Origin of the sequence: Pseudomonas sp. R9.37 (assembly GCF_963878885.1) — a bacterium.
Classification (GTDB): domain Bacteria; phylum Pseudomonadota; class Gammaproteobacteria; order Pseudomonadales; family Pseudomonadaceae; genus Aquipseudomonas.
This window is the reverse complement of the sequence record NZ_CAWNZA010000022.1, coordinates 184054-198723: the sequence shown is the minus strand read 5'-3', so window position 1 is coordinate 198723 and position 14670 is coordinate 184054. Positions and strand designations below refer to the sequence as shown.

Here is a 14670-nt window from a genome sequence, read left to right as displayed (position 1 = left end):
TTGTATACAATAAATACAAAACCTACATACACTTTGCCATCTGCGACGTTGCAGCAGATGCGCCGGAGCCTGCCGGAATGCGTACAAGCCTCTCGAATAACATCGCACTGGATCTGCCCTCCTCCGTCCTGAACCCTGTGGCCGCAAGCCCCGGCCCGCTCGTGCTCAGCCCGCGCTTGCACAACAAAGACCTGGCGCCCACCAAGGTTGAAGGCCGACGTTGGGGCCGCTACAGCATCTTTGCGCTGTGGACCAATGACGTGCACAACATCGCCAACTATTCGTTTGCCATCGGCCTGTATGCCTTGGGCCTTGGCGGCTGGCAGATTCTGATGTCGCTGGGGATCGGCGCAGCGCTGGTGTATTTCTTCATGAACTTGTCGGGGTTTATGGGCCAGAAGACCGGAGTGCCCTTCCCGGTGATCAGCCGCATCAGTTTCGGCATCCACGGTGCACAGATTCCGGCGCTGATTCGTGCGGTCATTGCGATTGCCTGGTTTGGTATCCAGACCTACCTGGCCTCGGTGGTTTTCCGCGTGCTGCTGTCGGCCATTCATCCAGGATTTGCCGACTATGACCACAACTCCATCCTCGGCCTGTCGACCCTCGGTTGGGCCTGTTTCGTGGCGATCTGGTTTGTGCAGCTGGTGATCCTGGCTTACGGCATGGAAATGGTGCGCCGCTACGAGGCGTTCGCCGGGCCGGTGATTCTGGTGACGGTGGCCGCGCTGGCCGGTTGGATGTACTTCCAGGTCGGCGGCAATATTGCCTGGTCGATCCGCGAGCCGCTGAGCGGCGGCGAGATGTGGCGCAATATCTTTGCCGGTGGCGCGTTGTGGCTGACGATCTACGGCACGCTGATCCTCAATTTCTGCGACTTCGCCCGCTCCTCTCCCTGCCGCAAGACCATTCTGGTCGGCAACTTCTGGGGCTTGCCGGTGAATATCCTGGTGTTTGCCGCAATCACCGTGCTGCTCTGCGGCGGGCAGTTCCAGCTCAATGGCCGGGTGATCGAAAGCCCGACCGAAATCATCGCAGCCATTCCCAATACCTTCTTCCTGGTGCTCGGCTGCCTGGCCTTCCTGATCGTTACCGTGGCCGTCAACATCATGGCCAACTTCGTCGCCCCCGCGTTTGTGCTCAGCAACCTGGCGCCCAAGTACCTGAACTTTCGGCGCGCCGGGTTGATCAGCGCCACGCTGGCAGTGCTGATCCTGCCGTGGAACCTCTACAACAGCCCGCTGGTAATCGTGTATTTCCTCTCGGGCCTGGGCGCACTGCTGGGGCCGCTTTACGGGGTGATCATGGTCGATTACTGGCTGATCCGTAAAAGCCAGGTGGACGTATTGCAGCTGTATAGCGAAGACCCCAATGGCGTTTATTACTACAGCCGCGGAGTCAATTTACGTGCGGTCGCGGCGTTTATTCCCGCAGCGGTGATCGCAATTCTGCTGGCGCTGTTGCCCGGTTTTGCCAGCGTCGCTCCGTTTTCCTGGCTGTTTGGCGCCGGTATTGCAGGGCTGTTGTACCTCTTGATCGCCAAGCGTCGGCCGCACTACGCCGATGTCAGCGGCGAAAGCATTGCAGTCGATAACGTCAGTCATTAATCAAGGACATTCCATGCGTATCCTCGTGGTCAACGTCAACACCACCGAATCCATCACTGAAACCATTGCCCAGCAGGCGCGGGCCGTCGCCTCGCCAGGCACTGAGATTGTCGGGCTCACGCCGTACTTCGGCGCCGAATCAGTGGAAGGCAATTTCGAAAGCTACCTGGCCGCCATCGCGGTGATGGACCGCGTGATGGCCTACGACCAGCCGTTTGATGCGGTGATCCAGGCCGGCTATGGCGAACATGGCCGTGAAGGGTTGCAGGAGCTGTTGAACGTGCCAGTGGTGGACATCACGGAAGCAGCCGCCAGCACAGCAATGTTCCTGGGACACGCCTATTCAGTAGTCACCACCCTGGATCGCACCGTGCCCTTGATTGAAGACCGCCTGAAACTCGCCGGCCTGTACCAGCGCTGCGCCTCAGTACGCGCCAGTGGCATGGCAGTGCTGGAACTGGAAGAAGACCCGCTGGCGGCGATGGAAGCCATCGTGCGTCAGGCGGAACGGGCCATTCACGAAGACAAGGCCGAGGTGATCTGCCTGGGCTGCGGCGGCATGGCCGGGCTGGATGAACAGATTCGCCAGCGCACCGGCGTGCCGGTGGTGGATGGGGTGACGGCCGCGGTGACCATTGCCGAATCGCTGGTGCGGCTGGGGTTGTCGACGTCGAAGATCAGGACGTATGCCACGCCGAGGCCGAAGAAAGTGATTGGCTGGCCGGGTCAATTCGGCCGGTAGACCGCTCCGCCTGCATCGCGGGCAAGCCCGGCGCCTACAGGGGAATGCGATTAAAAGTGGGCACCGGGCTTGCCCGCGATGGCCGCGCCTCGGTAGGCCGCCGTGATCAAATGGCGCTGAACCGTCGCCCCAGTTGCTGCTCGGCAAACTGCTCAATGATGAAATCCACAAACACCCGGGTCTTGCCGGGCAGCAGTTTGTGCTCGGCGTAGTACAGGGAGATGTTGCCGTCGTCGACGTACCAGTCGGGCAACACCCGCACCACCGCACCGCTGTCCAGAAACGGCACGGCCATCGGCATGCTCACCAGCGCAATGCCCAGGCCTTGAGCGCTGGCGCAGCAGGCGGCTTCGGAGTCGCTCATGGTCATGCGCGGTTTGAGCACCAGCGGGCGTTGTTCACGGTCCGGGCCGGTGAGTTGCCAGGTGCGCACGCGGCCGGTTTGCGGCGAGCGGATCAGGATGCCCAGGCACCGCGATAAATCTTCGGGCGCGTGCACCGGCAGGCGTCGCGCCAGGTAATCCGGCGAGGCCACCAGCACTCGATGCGCGGGGCTCAGCTTGCGCGCCACCACGCCCTGGGGCAGTTCAAAACCACCGCCAATGGCAGCGTCGAAGCCTTGACCGATCAGGTCGACCTGACGGTTATCGAAATGCCAATCCGGGCTGATGTCCGGAAAACGCCGCATAAACTCCGCCAGCAGCGGCACCACATAACGATTGCCGAACACCGTGCCCATGCTGACTTTAAGCGTGCCCACCGGCCGCCCCTCGGCGCTGGCCAGGTTGGCTACGGCGTTCTGGATGGTGGTGAGGCTGCCACTGACCTCCTCGAGGAACAACTTGCCGGCCTCGGTCAGGGTCAGGCGTCGGGTGCTGCGCTGGAACAGCCGCACACCCAGGCGTGCCTCCAGCTTGGCGACGCTTTTACCTACCGCCGCCGGCGTCAGGCTCAAGTGCCGGGCGGCCTCGGCAAAGCTGCCGCCTTCGGCGCTGCGCACAAAACATTCGATACTGCCAAAGCTTTCCATATCGCCCCATTGCAAACTTTTGATTTACACAGACTATAGCAATCACGGTCTACCGGGGCGGCGGGACGAGGTCGATACTCACCCCATCAACTACTTGGAGATCGACATGACTGCACACAACCTCACTGGCAAAGTCGCCTTGATTCAAGGCGGTTCCCGCGGCATCGGTGCCGCCATCGTCAAACGCCTGGCCGCGCAGGGCGCAGCCGTCGCCTTTACCTACGTCAGCTCGGCCGCAAAAGCTGAAGCGTTGCAGAACAGCGTGATCAGCGCAGGCGGCCAAGCCCTGGCGATACAGGCCGACAGCGCCGATGCCACAGCGATTCGCGCCGCCGTCAACGCCACCGTCGACGCTTTCGGACGCCTGGATATCCTGGTCAACAACGCCGGGGTGCTGGCCATCGCGCCACTGGAAGACTTCAAGCTGGAAGACTTCGACCAGACCCTGGCGATCAATGTGCGCAGCGTGTTCATTGCCACGCAGGAAGCGGCCAAACATATGAGCGAAGGCGGCCGCGTGATCAACATCGGCAGCACCAATGCCGAGCGCATGCCGTTCGGCGGCGGCGGGCCGTACGCGATGAGCAAGGCGGCGCTGGTGGGGCTGACCAAGGGCTTGGCGCGGGACCTGGGGCCGCGTGGCATCACGATTAACAACGTGCAGCCTGGGCCGGTGGACACCGATATGAACCCGGCGAATGGCGAATTTGCCGAAACATTGATCGGGTTGATGGCAGTGGGACGTTATGGCCACGTGGAGGAAATCGCCAGTTTCGTGGCGTATCTGGCGGGGCCGGAAGCCGGGTATATCACGGGTGCCAGCTTGACCATCGATGGTGGCTTCAGCGCCTAAGGGGTCTGGAGAACAGCACAACCCAATGTGGGCGCTGGCTGGCCTGCGATGGCGTCCTCAGGTCGCCATCGCAGGCCCGTCAGCGCCCACATTTTTTGACTGTGTTGAGTCAGCGCATGGGTGGGAGGCCGTAGGCGGCCAGGTCAAAGTCTGCGAGTTTGCGGATGATCTGGTCGGCATGCGCGTACTTGCTGTCGGCCATGGCTTCATCCGGCACGGCGATGGCCGTCATGTTGGCCGCTTTTGCGGCCGTTACGCCAAACGGTGAATCTTCGAACACCAGGCAATCTTCTGGCGCTACGCCCAAGCGGCGCGCAGCGGTAAGGAAGATATCCGGTGACGGTTTGGCGGCGCCGACTTCCGGGTCGTCAGCGGTGACGATGGTGCCGAACAGGCCAAACCATTCCCGGTGCAACGTGGTTTTGTGGCCAAACGAATGACGCGACGAGCTGGTGCCCACCGCAATCGGGATGTTATGCGCGTTCAAGTGCCGCACCAGCGCTTCGGCGCCGGGCATGCCCAAGGCCTTGGGGAAACGCTCGCTCATCAGCGGTTCGCGAATTTTCAGAAACTCCGCCGGCGTGATGGGCAAGTCCAACGCTTTCACCACATAGTCGGCCAGGTCCTGCGCACCTCGGCCGATGATGTGCTGCTTGATCCCCCAGTCATAGGTGCGACCGTAACGTTCGGCGATGATCTGCGTGACTTCGGTGTAGATGCCTTCAGTGTCCAGCAACAACCCGTCCATATCGAAAATCACGGCCTTGATTGGACCGACTGCAATACGCGGTGCATTCATCACAACAGAACCTTGGGGGAAGGACTAAAAGGATTCAGCACAATAACGGTCATGGTTGCCTGCAAGCAACCGTTGCGACCGCCACAGCCCTTCCCCCTCAGGCCTTACTCAGGGAAATCCGCGCCCTCAGCGACCGCGGCCCAGGCGTCAAAATCAGCACTCAACGCCTCGACCTTGGTGCGCGCAAAACCCAGCGCGGCCTTGCCCAACAACAGGCGTAACGGCGGTTGCTCGGCTTCCACCGCCTTGACGATGGCATGGGCTGCGCGCACCGGGTCACCGGGCTGCTTGCCGCTGTAGTTACGCACGCGGCTGGTACGCGCCGCGGCTGTGTCGCGGTAGTCATCAATGGCGTGAGGCGCCTCATTGGCTGAACGCCCGGCCCAGTCAGTCCGGAAGGGGCCCGGCTCGACCAGCAGCACCTTGATGCCCAACGGGGCGACTTCCTGGGAGAGCGCCTCGGACAAGCCTTCCACGGCGAACTTGGTGGCGTTGTAGAAACTCAAGGACGGGAACGCAGCAATCCCGCCTACCGAGGAAATATTCACCACCGTGCCCGAGCGACGGGCGCGCATGCCCGGCAACACGGCACGGGTCATGGCGCTAAGGCCCCAGACGTTGATCTCGAACATGCGGCGCACTTCATCCAGGTCGCTTTCCTCAAACGCGCCGAAATAGCCGATACCGGCATTGTTGACCAACACGTCGATATGCCCGAAGCGGGCCTGAGCCGCCTGCACGGCCGCCTCGACCTGGGCCTGGTCGGTCACGTCCAGCGCCAGCACCAGTGCCTGGTCTTCATGCCCGGCAACAATGTCATGTACCTGTTGCGGGTTGCGCGCGGTGACCACCGTCGGGTAACCCAGACTCAAGGTGTGCAGCGCCAATTGGCGGCCGAAACCGGTGGAACAACCGGTGATAAACCAGACAGGTTTTGCAGTTGAATCGGTCATGAAGGGGCCTTCCTCGTGGGTGTGGAAAAAGTATGCGCGCCGGCGTTCTTGTGAAAAAGATGCATAATCCACAAGACCCTTTCGGAAAAACCACACAATGGACACGCCTGATTTTCAGCAATTGCGCCTGTTCCTGCAGGTTGCACGCGCCAGAAGCTTTACCCAGGCCGCCGATGCGGTGAGCCTGTCGGTGTCGACCGTCAGCCAGCGCGTCGGCGCCCTGGAAAAACAGCTGGGCGTTCGCCTGCTCAATCGCACCACCCGCAGTGTCAGCCTCACTGAAGCCGGTGCGCAATTGCTGGAAAAAATCACACCGCTGCTCGAAGAGCTGGAAACCAGCTTGCACAGCGTCGCCGCCGCCACTGTCGAGGCCAGTGGCACCCTGCGCCTGAACGTGCCCTCCACCGCCAGCCGGGTGGTGCTGCAACCGTTGCTGCAGGGTTTCTTGCGCGCGCACCCGGGGATCAACCTGGAAGTGGCCGTGGACAATGCCCTGGTGGATATCGTCGCCCAAGGCTTTGACGCGGGCATCCGCTATGACCACGTGCTCGCCGAGGACATGGTGGTCATACCGGTCGCCCGGCAGCTGCGCTTTGTCATCGTCGCCACGCCGAGTTACTTGCAGGGGCGCAAAATCCCGACCCATCCTCACGACTTACTTGAGCACGACTGCGTCAACTACCGCAGTGCCCAGACCGGTTTGATGCACCGCTGGGATTTCGAAAAAGACGGCAAGCCGATGCGCGTTACGGTCAAAGGCCGGCTGGCCACCAATGACATCGAACTGATGATCAAGGGCGCACTGGACGGCTTCGGCTTCGCGTATGTGGCGCGCTCCAGCGTCGAGCCATATTTGCGCAGCGGTGAATTGGTGGAAGTATTGGGCGACTGGATCACGCACAGCGCGTTGTATTTGTACTACTTCAACCGCACTAATACGCCGAAAAAACTGCGCGTGTTTATCGACTACCTGCAAGCCCAACTCGGCGCCTGAGACGGGCCCACCTTAAAAGCGAACCCACACATGTTCTATCGCGTTGCCGCCGACAGTCTGGTGCTGTTTCACCTGTGTTTCATCCTCTTCGTGCTGTTCGGCGGGCTGCTGGCGCTCAAGTGGCGGCCGGTCATGTGGCTGCACTTGCCCGCTGCCGCCTGGGGCGTGGCCGTGGAAGTGTTTCACCTGCCCTGCCCGCTGACTCGCTGGGAAAACCTGTTTCGCCACCTCGCCGGGCAGGACGGTTATGGCGGCGGGTTTATCGAGCATTACATCGTCACGCTGATCTACCCGGCCGGGCTGACGCCGAACATTCAACTGGTGCTTGGCGCGCTGGTGTTGCTGATCAACCTCGCGGTGTATGTGCGCCTGATCAGACGGGCGTAGGCAGGCAGCCAAGGTCGGCCAATGTGGCTTCCACCGCTTGTTCCAGCGGCGTGTGCGGTTCCTGCCCCAGCGCCGCAACCAGTCGCCTGTTATCGAGCAGCAGCGGAGTTTGCCACAGGTAACGCATCTCCAGCATCTCGCGGACGGTGACGACAAAGGGCGCGATGAGTTTCATCAACCACCACGGGAAGCGGCCTACGCGGGGTTGATGACCCGTCCTGCGCAGCACCACACGCTGGATCGCCCGGGTCATCTGCGTGCCATCGGTGTCCACGTGCCCCGCCATATGAAAGCGCGCGAACGCATCAAGGCTTGCCCGGCGCTCAATCAACTCGAGCATGGTGCGCGCCACATCCGGCAAGTACGCCCATTGGTGCGCCACACCCGGCGCGCCCGGATAACTCACGGCGTGCACCGGCTTGCCGGGTTTGACCAGGCCTTGGGCAAACCAGTTGTTGGCCACGCGGGCACCGAAAAAGTCCCCGGCCCGCACGATCAACACCCGCGCGCCCTGGCGGGAAGCCTGTTCCAAATGCTGCTCCAATTGCACCCGGATCGCGCCCTTGCGCGTTTGCGGGTGTTGCGGCGAGTCTTCGTGCAGCACGGGAAATGCGTCCGGGCCGAAGTTGTAGACCGTGCCGGGCAACACGATGGTCGCGCCCTCGGCGATGGCCGCCGCAACGGTGTTGTCGATCATCGGCATCACTAATTCAGCCCAGTTGCGGTAGCCCGGCGGGTTGACCGCATGCACGATCACTGCACAGCCATGGGCGGCTGCGAGCACTTCCTGACGATTGAGCGCGTCGCCCTTGATCCAGGAAAAGCCCGCGTTCTCACGCCGCGCCTTGTCCACATCACGCGTCAACGCACACACCTCCCAGCCCGCCGCACGCATCTGCCGCGCCACTTCGCCGCCAATCCCGCCCGTTGCACCCAGTACCAGAACCTTGCCCATGACCTTCTCCCACGTTGTTGGTGAGGCCATATTGTGTGCAGCGTGGCTATAGATAAATTGCCGAAGAGCATCCAGCAGCTATACATTTATGCATGGCCGCAAATATTGGTTGGGAGCTTTACCGATCGTTCCTTGGTGTACTCAAGGAAGGTTCGTTGTCGGGGGCCGCACGGCAGCTTGGCATCACACAGCCCACGGTCGGTCGGCACATTGCCGCGCTTGAAACGGCGCTGGGCGTGGTGCTTTTTACCCGTTCACCGACGGGGCTGTTGCCAACTGCGGTGGCGCACACCCTGCGCGCCCATGCTGAAACCATGGAGCGCACCGCCGCCGCCCTGGAACGCGCGGCGTCTTCTCAAGGCGATGAAGTGCGCGGGGTGGTGCGGGTCTCGGCCAGTGAGGTGGTCGGCGTGGAAGTGCTGCCGCCGATCATCACCGCGCTGCGCCGCCAGCACCCGCACCTGCGGGTTGAACTGATCCTGACCAACCGCCTGATCGACCTGCTGCAACTGGAGGCCGACATCGCCGTGCGCATGGTCCGCCCCAGCCAGGAGCAATTGCTGGCGCGGCGTGTCGGCTTGATCGAAGTGGGCCTGCACGCCCGCGATGATTACCTGCAAGAACGCGGCACCCCACTTCAAATGCAGGACTTGGTCAGCCATTCCGTGATCGGTTTCGACCAGGAGAACGCGTTTATCCGCAGCCTGGCCATCAAGGGCTTTGAACGCAGCGCCTTCGCCATCAGCAGCGACAGTGACCTGGCGCAATTGGCGCTGATCCGCGCCGGTGCCGGTATCGGCGGCTGCCAGGTGCAACTGGCCAAGCAGAACCCACGCCTGCACCGGGTGCTGCCTGAAGGTTTCGCGTTCAAGATGGACACCTGGGTGACCATGCACGAAGACCTGCGCAACAGCCCGCGCTGCCGGGTGACCTTTGATGCGCTGGTCGCAGGTTTGCAGCATTACGTACAGGCTTGAGACAGCTTGGTTGGTAAAGAATCAGTCTCCCTCATTCCGTTCGTAGACGCCCCCATGTCCGAAGCCTTCGAAGTCCCCAGCCCCCACGAAAAACACATCGAACACACCACCGAACATGCGCACGGGCGCGGTGACAATTTTGCCAGCCGCATCGCCGTGATGACCGCGCTGATGGCCACCCTCGGCGCCATGCTCAGCTACCAGGCCGGCTCCACCGAAAGCGAAGCGGCGATGGACAAGAACAACGCCGCCATCATCAAGACCGAAGCCGCCAACCAGTGGAACTACTACCAGGCCAAATCCAGCCGGCAGAATTTGGCCGAACTGGCCACGCATATTCCCGGCGTGGACGCTGCGCATTACAAGGATGAGATCGAGCGTTACAAGAGCCAGAAGGAAGACGTGCGCAAACAGGCCGAAAAGCTTGAGGCGACCTCCAAGGAATGGGATCAGAAATCCGAAGAGGCGCTGCACCAGCATCACCGTTGGGCGCAGGCGATGACGGCGATTCAGATCGCGATTTCGTTGGCGGCGATTACGTTGCTGACGCGCAAGGAGTGGTTGAAGCGGATGTCGTATACCGCTGGCGGGGTCGCCGTGGTGCTGGGTGGCCTGGCGTGGTTGCAGCTCTGACAGACTGAACACAGTCAAAAATGTGGGAGCTGGCTTGCCTGCGATGGCGGTGGGTCAAGCAGCATTAATGTTTGCTGTGCCACCGCTATCGCAGGCAAGCCAGCTCCCACATGGGCTCTGCGGTGTTTTCGGAGTTGGGTTCAGCCATCACATCGCTATATAGTAAAACGCATAACGCCTGATGCTGTTCAATGCGAGGGGAAACCGGTGACTGCACAACCCAAAGAAGCCGTGGGCGCCGCCTACAGTATCGACTCCATGCGCTACGCCCAGGCCATGACGTGGCAAGCCATCGACCACCTCGCCCAACGCATTCGCCCCGGCATGCTTGAATCCCAAGCGCGTGAGCTGGGCAAACAGGTACTCGCCGAGCTCGACATGCAACGCATCTGGCATCCGCTGCTGGTGCGGTTTGGCGCCAATACCCTCAAGGCTTTCAACCAGCGCTCGGACGGCGACCCGGTGCTGGGTGAAAACGATATCTTCTTTATCGACATGGGCGCCGTCTGGCAAGGCCACGAAGGTGACGCCGGCGCTACCTTCACCACCGGCAACGACCCTGAAATGATCGCCTGCGCCAGCGCCGCCAAAGTACTGTTCGACCGCGTACAATCGCGCTGGAAAAATGACCAGGTCGTAGGCCTTGAGCTATACCGCTACGCCGAGGAACACGCCAAGGCCATGGGCTGGCAACTGAACCTGGACATCAAGGGCCACCGCGTCAGCGACTTTCCTCACGCGATCCACCGTGGCGGCGACCTGGGGGATTTCGAGCATTGCCCGAACGCCGGGCTGTGGATCCTGGAAATTCAGATTGCCCACCCGAGCAAGCCCTACGGCGCTTTTTACGAAGACCTACTCGCTTAAGGAATACCCATGGAACACTCCACCCAATTCCCCGTGCTGTTGTTTTCCTACGGCACCTTGCAAGACAAGGCCGTGCAACTGGCCAACTTTGGCCGGGAACTGGTCGGCCAGCACGACGCGATGCTCGGCTATTCGCAAAGCTGGGTCGAAATCACCGACCCCGAAGTGCTGGCCACCAGCGGCAAGACGCACCACCCGATTGTCGCGCCGACCGAAGAACAGGCTGCCAGCGTTGAAGGCATGGTGTTTCAGATCAACGAGCAGGAACTGGCGGCAGCCGATGCCTACGAGGTGTCGGACTACAAGCGTGTGTCAGTGGCATTGGCTTCGGGCCTGACAGCGTGGGTCTACGTGCAAGCCTGAGATGAAATTGCGGGCAATTGATTTCAATCTGCCACTGTGCAGATTAAAGTGGCGCCCCCTCGAGAATTGAATCTCGAGGGTCAGTCCATGGAGTTACACAGTGAAGTACGTCAGTAAAGTGGTTGCAGCAGCTGTTCTCGGTTTTACCCTCGCAGGCTGCACCGGCACCGCCATCAAATCCCCGCAGTACGACAGCAGCCAATACACCGTTTTGGGCCACAGTGAAGCCAGCGCTACCGGCATCATGTTGTTCGGCGTCATCCCGATCGGCCAGAATAGCCGCTTCGTGCGCGCCCAGACTGCGGCCATCAAGGCCAAAGGCGGCGACGCGCTGATCAACACCCAAGTGCAGGAAAACTGGTTCTGGGCCTGGGTGCTGAGCGGTTACACCACCAAAATCTCCGGTGATGTGATCAAGCTGAAAACCGCGCAATAAGCAGGAAGTTGTCAGGGCCTTGAGCCCGACAAGCGACGTATCATGGGCCAGACCTTCGAGGACGGCCCATGAACCTCAGTATCTTTTACGCACTCGCCGCTGCCGCGCTGTTCGGCGCCAGCACCCCGCTCGCCAAAACCCTCGGCCTGGGCCTCTCGCCCATACTGCTTGCCGGCCTGCTCTACCTCGGCAGCGGCGTCGGCCTCGCAGGCGTGCGCCTGATCCGTGATCATGGCTGGAAACCCACTGGGCTCACCCCGGCTGAATGGCCGTGGCTGATCGGCGCCATCGCGTTCGGCGGCATCCTCGGGCCGGTGGCACTGATGTTCGGCCTGACCCGCACCGCCGGCACGACCGCCTCGCTGATGCTCAACCTTGAATCGGTGCTGACCGCCGTCATCGCCTGGCGGGTGTTCAGAGAAAATGCCGACCGGCGCATTGTGTTCGGCATGATCGCCATTGTGCTGGGCGGCGTGGTGCTGTCCTGGTCCGACGCCGGCGGCGCCAGCCACGATTGGCTCGGGCCGGTGGCCGTGGCAGTCGCCTGTTTATGCTGGGGCATCGATAACAACCTGACGCGCAAGGTATCCGCGTCGGACGCGCTGTTTATCGCCGGGGCCAAAGGGTTGATTGCCGGGTTGGTGAACTGCAGCCTGGCGCTGTACCTCGGGGCGCAGATGCCGGGTGTGGCGCAGCTGGCGCCGATCTTGCTGGTGGGGTTTCTCGGGTACGGCATCAGCCTGGTCATGTTTGTACTGGCCTTGCGCGGGCTGGGCAGTGCGCGCACCGGAGCGTACTTCTCGACGGCGCCGTTCCTTGGGGCGGCGGTGGCCCTGTTGGCATTCGGGGAGTCGGTGACGGTGGCGTTCTGGATTGCGTCGGCGCTGATGGCCGTGGGCGTGTGGTTGCACCTGACAGAGCGGCATGCGCACGAACATCTGCATGACGCGACGGAACACGGGCATCGGCACGTGCATGATGAGCATCATCAGCATGAGCATGGGTTCGAGTGGGACCCGGCGCAGCCACATAGTCACGTGCATGTTCACAGCGTGATGAAGCATAGCCATGCGCACTTTCCGGATGTGCATCATCGGCATCGGCATTGAGGCACCGATTTGAGCAACGTCCTACAGCCCATTCGGAAGCAGCTCGCTCCTGTTTTTCAAAGACCAACCTTATAGTCGCTCGGTCGCTGTGTGAGCGGCCGGGTTTGGCGACTCGACTACAAGACGGAATGCAAACAACGCTATGCCAGGCAACGGCCGTTTTTGGCCGTAGCGGGTGAAAAAGCGTCGTGGTTATTTATCTTTGTCTTAATGGAGTCACTCATGAACCAATACATGGCCCTTACCAGCAACGACAGCGCCACACCGGCACTTTTTGTCGATACCACTGCACCGCTGGAAGTACTCCTCGACGCCGCGAGTTATCGGCTGCAGGCCGTCACCCAAGTGCTTGAGAACCTTGCACTACGTAGTGAGATAAGTAGTGATGCAGTGGTGCTCAGCGATTTTGCGTTGCTCTGCTCAATTCCGCTGCGCGACGGGTGCGACTTGCTGGATGTCATTGCGCGGCGGATGGACATGCCGCGCGCATGATCTAAGAACGCTACGCTTTCAAACTCCACAACCCCCAGGTCTCTGCAGAAACCTGGGGGTTTTGTTTGTCACGTATTTGACGCCATGTCCCTCGCTTTAGAATTCAAGGGCTCGCCTATACACTGAGCTGCAATGGCACCTGCGGGATCCCCTTCGATTCAGCCCTGACTCAAACAACAAGACCTTATAAAAATGAAAATAGTGTTCATCGCTACGCTGGGAATGTTATCGCTCATCCAAACGCCCCTGTCCTTCGCGGAAAATACCAATGGGAAAAACCTGTTCTTACAGCGATGCGCCATGTGCCACGGAGCTGATATCAAGGGAACAGGACCATTAGCGCATAAGAGCAATCCGCCTACGCCTGATTTGACAACACCTGCTTTCAAGAAACGACTGAGTGATTATCCGGGCGTTATTGTATCGTCGGTAATACTTCGGCCGAATGGAGACTTGATTCCGAGAACGTTGCGGGACAATGGTGTGAAGGTGCCGCCCCATGCCTGGACGGTTAATGATTTTCGCGATTTGAATCAATATATGAGTGGCGCTATTTTAAAAAAATGATGTTTTTTTAAACAGCAATCCATGTATCAATTACTTTGTCATTTGCCAAGTAGATGGGGATAACCCTCGCAAAACAAGCTCTCTCACCGAGCGAGCGTGTGAGGGCCTGTATTAAATAAGCGGCCTTATTCGAATTCAGCGTTAAGCCACTATAAAGTTCTTTTATCGCCTTGCTGATAACGGCCTGCCGTTTACAAATCGAAGCGGCGCATGGCCAAGGTCTACTGCCGTCAATTGCAGTTTGTCAGAAGCGTTCTAACTTCGATCTATCTCAAGCGCCAGCGCCCAGCGCTTAAAGGGTGCTATGCCCGCCAAACCCAGCACATCAAAAAACACCCATTTGCGAGTTCGTACCGAAAAAACCTGAACGGCTTGCCCCGGGGTAAGGCTCTGAGCATTGCTGATCGATATGAGCGCACCAGACATGCTTCCTACATAAGGCGAATTTGCGGGGTCAAGCAGACCGACTTGCAACGTCCCGCAAGCATCCGGAAGGACTAGAGATAATGTTTCACCCGTTTCCAGGCGCCCTACGACCTTACCGTCAAACAAGATTGCCAGCGCAATAGCTTGACCATAAGCGCTATCAAACAGGCCTTTCTTGCGATGAATTGTGATATCCATGCGCTGTCCTGAGAGTGCTCGATGCACAAAGTGTAGTTGTAGGTTTACGACGCACCGGGGGCAAGGGCACTGAGGACTGAACGCCGCTGATTTGTGATAGCTGAATAGCCGCTTGGGTGGGATCAGTCACACATAGACAAAGTCGTCAGCGGCAGATGGATCGGCCCTGCCAATTCAGTTATTGGCTGTACTTATGTACCCACCTAGCACACCCGTCCCATGGAGATAATTTCCAGACACCAAAAACCACAAACCCCCGACTTTCTCTAGGAAAATCAGGGG

Annotated in this window: 18 protein-coding genes; 13 read left to right on the top strand and 5 right to left on the bottom strand. The window is 60.2% G+C overall.

Features of this window, described 5'->3' with window-relative positions:
• Positions 1 to 77 precede the first annotated feature (77 nt).
• A complete protein-coding gene (locus tag AACU78_RS13190; protein WP_106576280.1) occupies positions 78 to 1607 on the top strand; it encodes an NCS1 family nucleobase:cation symporter-1 in 1530 nt (509 codons plus the stop codon).
• Positions 1608 to 1620: 13 nt separating this feature from the next.
• On the top strand, positions 1621 to 2349 hold the full coding sequence (locus tag AACU78_RS13185; RefSeq protein WP_106576279.1) for an aspartate/glutamate racemase family protein: 729 nt from the start codon (positions 1621 to 1623) through the stop codon (positions 2347 to 2349).
• A gap of 106 nt (positions 2350 to 2455) precedes the next feature.
• Here the strand turns inward: AACU78_RS13185 and AACU78_RS13180 are convergent, their stop codons facing one another.
• Positions 2456 to 3379, bottom strand: a complete 924-nt coding sequence (locus AACU78_RS13180) for a LysR family transcriptional regulator (RefSeq protein ID WP_106576278.1) — start codon at positions 3377 to 3379, stop codon at positions 2456 to 2458.
• A gap of 106 nt (positions 3380 to 3485) precedes the next feature.
• On the opposite strand from AACU78_RS13180, the gene AACU78_RS13175 reads away from it, so the two are divergent.
• Positions 3486 to 4232, top strand: coding sequence for a 3-oxoacyl-ACP reductase family protein (locus AACU78_RS13175; protein WP_106576276.1), 747 nt, complete (start codon positions 3486 to 3488; stop codon positions 4230 to 4232).
• A 109-nt stretch (positions 4233 to 4341) separates the two neighbouring features.
• Here AACU78_RS13175 and AACU78_RS13170 read toward each other — a convergent pair whose 3' ends face one another.
• Both AACU78_RS13170 and AACU78_RS13165 read right to left on the bottom strand, forming a co-directional pair.
• Positions 4342 to 5031: an HAD-IA family hydrolase gene (locus tag AACU78_RS13170; RefSeq protein WP_106576275.1), complete on the bottom strand. Its 690-nt coding sequence runs from the start codon at positions 5029 to 5031 to the stop codon at positions 4342 to 4344.
• Positions 5032 to 5135: 104 nt separating this feature from the next.
• Positions 5136 to 5984 carry an oxidoreductase gene (locus tag AACU78_RS13165; RefSeq protein ID WP_106576274.1) on the bottom strand — a complete coding sequence of 283 codons (849 nt, stop codon included), beginning with the start codon at positions 5982 to 5984 and terminating at the stop codon, positions 5136 to 5138.
• Between the two features lie 97 nt (positions 5985 to 6081).
• On the opposite strand from AACU78_RS13165, the gene AACU78_RS13160 reads away from it, so the two are divergent.
• Positions 6082 to 6978 (top strand): LysR family transcriptional regulator, encoded by an 897-nt coding sequence (locus tag AACU78_RS13160; RefSeq protein ID WP_106576273.1) that lies wholly within the window; start codon positions 6082 to 6084, stop codon positions 6976 to 6978.
• Positions 6979 to 7008: 30 nt separating this feature from the next.
• Positions 7009 to 7365, top strand: a complete 357-nt coding sequence (locus tag AACU78_RS13155; protein WP_106576272.1) for a DUF2784 domain-containing protein — start codon at positions 7009 to 7011, stop codon at positions 7363 to 7365.
• Here AACU78_RS13155 and AACU78_RS13150 read toward each other — a convergent pair.
• On the bottom strand, positions 7352 to 8320 hold the full coding sequence (locus AACU78_RS13150; protein WP_106576271.1) for an NAD-dependent epimerase/dehydratase family protein: 969 nt from the start codon (positions 8318 to 8320) through the stop codon (positions 7352 to 7354). The two genes, AACU78_RS13155 and AACU78_RS13150, sit on opposite strands and share 14 nt — an antisense overlap.
• A 92-nt stretch (positions 8321 to 8412) precedes the next feature.
• Between AACU78_RS13150 and AACU78_RS13145 the strand changes: the two genes are divergently transcribed.
• The 8 genes from AACU78_RS13145 to AACU78_RS13110 all read left to right on the top strand — a co-directional run bounded on the left by AACU78_RS13145 (position 8413) and on the right by AACU78_RS13110 (position 13764).
• The gene (locus AACU78_RS13145) at positions 8413 to 9297 is read left to right on the top strand and encodes a LysR family transcriptional regulator (protein ID WP_106576269.1); all 885 of its coding nucleotides are present in this window, start codon (positions 8413 to 8415) and stop codon (positions 9295 to 9297) included.
• A 54-nt stretch (positions 9298 to 9351) separates the two neighbouring features.
• A complete protein-coding gene (locus tag AACU78_RS13140) occupies positions 9352 to 9930 on the top strand; it encodes a DUF4337 domain-containing protein (protein WP_106576268.1) in 579 nt (192 codons plus the stop codon).
• 207 nt (positions 9931 to 10137) lie between these two features.
• Positions 10138 to 10797, top strand: a complete 660-nt coding sequence (locus AACU78_RS13135) for a M24 family metallopeptidase (protein ID WP_106576266.1) — start codon at positions 10138 to 10140, stop codon at positions 10795 to 10797.
• A gap of 9 nt (positions 10798 to 10806) precedes the next feature.
• Positions 10807 to 11160, top strand: a complete 354-nt coding sequence (locus AACU78_RS13130) for a gamma-glutamylcyclotransferase family protein (RefSeq protein ID WP_106576264.1) — start codon at positions 10807 to 10809, stop codon at positions 11158 to 11160.
• A gap of 100 nt (positions 11161 to 11260) precedes the next feature.
• Positions 11261 to 11596 (top strand): hypothetical protein, encoded by a 336-nt coding sequence (locus AACU78_RS13125; RefSeq protein ID WP_106576263.1) that lies wholly within the window; start codon positions 11261 to 11263, stop codon positions 11594 to 11596.
• A gap of 68 nt (positions 11597 to 11664) precedes the next feature.
• Positions 11665 to 12705: a DMT family transporter gene (locus AACU78_RS13120; RefSeq protein ID WP_106576261.1), complete on the top strand. Its 1041-nt coding sequence runs from the start codon at positions 11665 to 11667 to the stop codon at positions 12703 to 12705.
• Positions 12706 to 12927: 222 nt separating this feature from the next.
• On the top strand, positions 12928 to 13197 hold the full coding sequence (locus AACU78_RS13115) for a short-chain dehydrogenase (RefSeq protein ID WP_106576259.1): 270 nt from the start codon (positions 12928 to 12930) through the stop codon (positions 13195 to 13197).
• Positions 13198 to 13389: 192 nt separating this feature from the next.
• Complete coding sequence (locus AACU78_RS13110; RefSeq protein ID WP_177410066.1) at positions 13390 to 13764, top strand: c-type cytochrome; 375 nt, start codon at positions 13390 to 13392, stop codon at positions 13762 to 13764.
• Positions 13765 to 14019: 255 nt separating this feature from the next.
• Here AACU78_RS13110 and AACU78_RS13105 read toward each other — a convergent pair whose 3' ends face one another.
• Complete coding sequence (locus tag AACU78_RS13105) at positions 14020 to 14388, bottom strand: hypothetical protein (RefSeq protein ID WP_106576256.1); 369 nt, start codon at positions 14386 to 14388, stop codon at positions 14020 to 14022.
• Positions 14389 to 14670 lie beyond the last annotated feature (282 nt).

Coding starts and splice junctions, on each gene's coding strand:
- AACU78_RS13190 (WP_106576280.1), top strand. CDS start 78: ATGCGTACAAGCCTCTCGAATAACATCGCACTGGATCTGCCCTCCTCC.
- AACU78_RS13185 (WP_106576279.1), top strand. CDS start 1,621: ATGCGTATCCTCGTGGTCAACGTCAACACCACCGAATCCATCACTGAA.
- AACU78_RS13180 (WP_106576278.1), bottom strand. CDS start 3,379: ATGGAAAGCTTTGGCAGTATCGAATGTTTTGTGCGCAGCGCCGAAGGC.
- AACU78_RS13175 (WP_106576276.1), top strand. CDS start 3,486: ATGACTGCACACAACCTCACTGGCAAAGTCGCCTTGATTCAAGGCGGT.
- AACU78_RS13170 (WP_106576275.1), bottom strand. CDS start 5,031: ATGAATGCACCGCGTATTGCAGTCGGTCCAATCAAGGCCGTGATTTTC.
- AACU78_RS13165 (WP_106576274.1), bottom strand. CDS start 5,984: ATGACCGATTCAACTGCAAAACCTGTCTGGTTTATCACCGGTTGTTCC.
- AACU78_RS13160 (WP_106576273.1), top strand. CDS start 6,082: ATGGACACGCCTGATTTTCAGCAATTGCGCCTGTTCCTGCAGGTTGCA.
- AACU78_RS13155 (WP_106576272.1), top strand. CDS start 7,009: ATGTTCTATCGCGTTGCCGCCGACAGTCTGGTGCTGTTTCACCTGTGT.
- AACU78_RS13150 (WP_106576271.1), bottom strand. CDS start 8,320: ATGGGCAAGGTTCTGGTACTGGGTGCAACGGGCGGGATTGGCGGCGAA.
- AACU78_RS13145 (WP_106576269.1), top strand. CDS start 8,413: ATGGCCGCAAATATTGGTTGGGAGCTTTACCGATCGTTCCTTGGTGTA.
- AACU78_RS13140 (WP_106576268.1), top strand. CDS start 9,352: ATGTCCGAAGCCTTCGAAGTCCCCAGCCCCCACGAAAAACACATCGAA.
- AACU78_RS13130 (WP_106576264.1), top strand. CDS start 10,807: ATGGAACACTCCACCCAATTCCCCGTGCTGTTGTTTTCCTACGGCACC.
- AACU78_RS13120 (WP_106576261.1), top strand. CDS start 11,665: ATGAACCTCAGTATCTTTTACGCACTCGCCGCTGCCGCGCTGTTCGGC.
- AACU78_RS13115 (WP_106576259.1), top strand. CDS start 12,928: ATGAACCAATACATGGCCCTTACCAGCAACGACAGCGCCACACCGGCA.
- AACU78_RS13110 (WP_177410066.1), top strand. CDS start 13,390: ATGAAAATAGTGTTCATCGCTACGCTGGGAATGTTATCGCTCATCCAA.
- AACU78_RS13105 (WP_106576256.1), bottom strand. CDS start 14,388: ATGGATATCACAATTCATCGCAAGAAAGGCCTGTTTGATAGCGCTTAT.